This is a genomic window from Streptomyces sp. SID5785 (assembly GCF_009870065.1).
Lineage (GTDB): Bacteria > Actinomycetota > Actinomycetes > Streptomycetales > Streptomycetaceae > Streptomyces.
Genome location: NZ_WWIA01001047.1, coordinates 1 through 1,947, shown reverse-complemented (window position 1 = coordinate 1,947; position 1,947 = coordinate 1). Strand labels below are relative to the sequence as shown.

1 protein-coding gene and 1 pseudogene are annotated in these 1,947 nt (G+C 70.6%); one reads left to right on the top strand and one right to left on the bottom strand.

The window, feature by feature from the left end:
* The coding region (locus GTW43_RS33955; protein WP_161305816.1) for a response regulator transcription factor at positions 1-384 on the top strand (384 nt) is incomplete at its 5' end.
* A 93-nt stretch (positions 385-477) separates the two neighbouring features.
* On the opposite strand, the pseudogene GTW43_RS33950 reads toward GTW43_RS33955, so the two are convergent.
* Positions 478-1,845, bottom strand: a pseudogene (locus GTW43_RS33950) (glycoside hydrolase family 30 beta sandwich domain-containing protein); the annotation flags it as partial.
* Positions 1,846-1,947: the final 102 nt, after the last annotated feature.

The window sequence follows — 1,947 nt, the reverse complement described above, 5'->3', positions numbered from 1 at the left end:
GACGACGAGTCGGTCCTCGCCGCGCTGGGCGCGGGAGCCCGCGGTTACCTGACGAAGAACGCGGGGCGGCAGGACATCCTGCGGGCGATCCGCGCGGCCGCCGCAGGGCAGTCGGTGCTCGACCGTGAGGTGCAGGACCGGCTCGTGGCCTCGGTCCGCACCGCGGCTCCGGCCGCCGCGCAGTCGCTGCCCGCGGACCTCACCCCGCGTGAGCGCGAGGTGCTCGCGCTGATCGGTGAGGGCCTGCCCAACCGCGCGATCGCCGAGAAGCTGTTCATCAGCGAGGCCACGGTGAAGACACACATCAACAACCTGTTCGCGAAGGCGGACATCCGCGATCGCGCGGACGCGGTGCGGCGCGCGATCGGTGCGGGACTGGCCTGACCGTCCGGGGCATCGGCGGACGCCGCCGGGACGGTCAGGGGGACGGAGCGGCACCCCGTCGGGAGATGCCGCGGGGGCCGGTCAGGCGTCGGGGTTCCAGACGAACGTGGCTACCGCGCCCGCCGGCAGGCTGTACCCGAGCGAGCGGCCTTCGTCCGTGACGGAGAAACTCTGTGTGCTCCCCGAGGTGTTGACCGTGTAGACGACGCGGGTGCCGTCCGGGTTCTGGAGGGCCACGTCCTGGACGCCGCCGGACTGCTGGCTGCTGGAGCCGATCCGGGTGGCGCCGGGCTGGACGAACTTGCTGAGGTGGCCCAGCGAGTAGTACTCGGGACCGCGGTCGACGCCGTCCGGGGTGATCTCGACGACGCCGTTGCACCGGGTGCCGCACAGGCCCTGGTGCGGGCCGCCGTTCTGGTCGAGCGCGAGGTTCCAGGTCACGACGGTCTCGCCGCCGTTGCGCATGTTCTGCACGACGAGGTTCTCGGCCTGCCAGCGGAGGCTGTCGGCGAAGGTGTTCGCGGGGTTGTCGCTGTCGGTTCCCGAGCACTCGGTGAAGAAGACCCGCTTGCCCGTGTCGGCGACCTGCTTCTCGGCGTCGGGACTGCCCGCGTAGCAGTGGAAGGCCGCACCGATGACGCGGTCGATGCCGGAGGTACGGGAGAAGACGTCGAGCGGGTAGTTCGGGTGGTCCCAGTTGTGGTCGAACGCGAGGATGTTCGTCGGAAGGCCCGCCTCGGTGAGCTTCTGGTCGAGCACGGTGATGAAGTCGGCCTGCTGCTGCGCGCTCATCTGCATCGACGGGTAACTCGTCGGGTTCTCCGGCTCGTTCTGCACGGTCAGGTCCGTCAGCTCGACGCCCTCCTGCCCGTAGGCCTGGATCGCCTTCACGAGGTAGTCGGCATAGTCCCCGTAGTGCTCGGGCTTCAGCTCGCCGCCGTTGAGTGAGTTGCCGGTCTTCATCCAGGCCGGCGGTGACCAGGGTGTGCCCATGAAGCGGATGGACGGGTTGACGTCCAGGGCCTGTCGGAGGACCGGAACGATCTCCTGCTGGTCGCGTGCGAGGGAGAACTGTCCGGGACTGTCCTCGTACGAGTACGGGTCGCCTCCGGCGTCGAAGTCGCTGCTGCCCAGCGGCTGGCGCAGGTAGTTGAGCCCGATCCCGTCGCCCGACGACGAGAACAGCGAGCGGAGCAGCGCGTCCCTTCGGTCCGCCGGGAGCTGCTGGATCAGATGGGCCGAGGCGCCCGTGACGGAGGCTCCGGCGCCGGTGTAGCGCTGGGCGGTCTGTCCGGCGTCGACGCTGATGTCGGTCTGCTGCGGCGACTGGTCGAACGGCAGGCTCCCGTCGGGGCTGAGCTGCCGGGAGCCGTCCGGAGTGGTGATCCAGACCTGGGCCACGGGGTCGGCGGCCGGTGCCGCGGTGGCCTGGGTGACGCCCAGGCCCGCGGCGAGGACCAGGACGGTGGAGAGCGCGGTGAGGCCGGTCCGCCGCAGGGGCGGGTGGGGGGTGCGGAGCAAAGACACGGTGCCTGTCTCCTTCGTGCTACGTGGGGGAAGTCC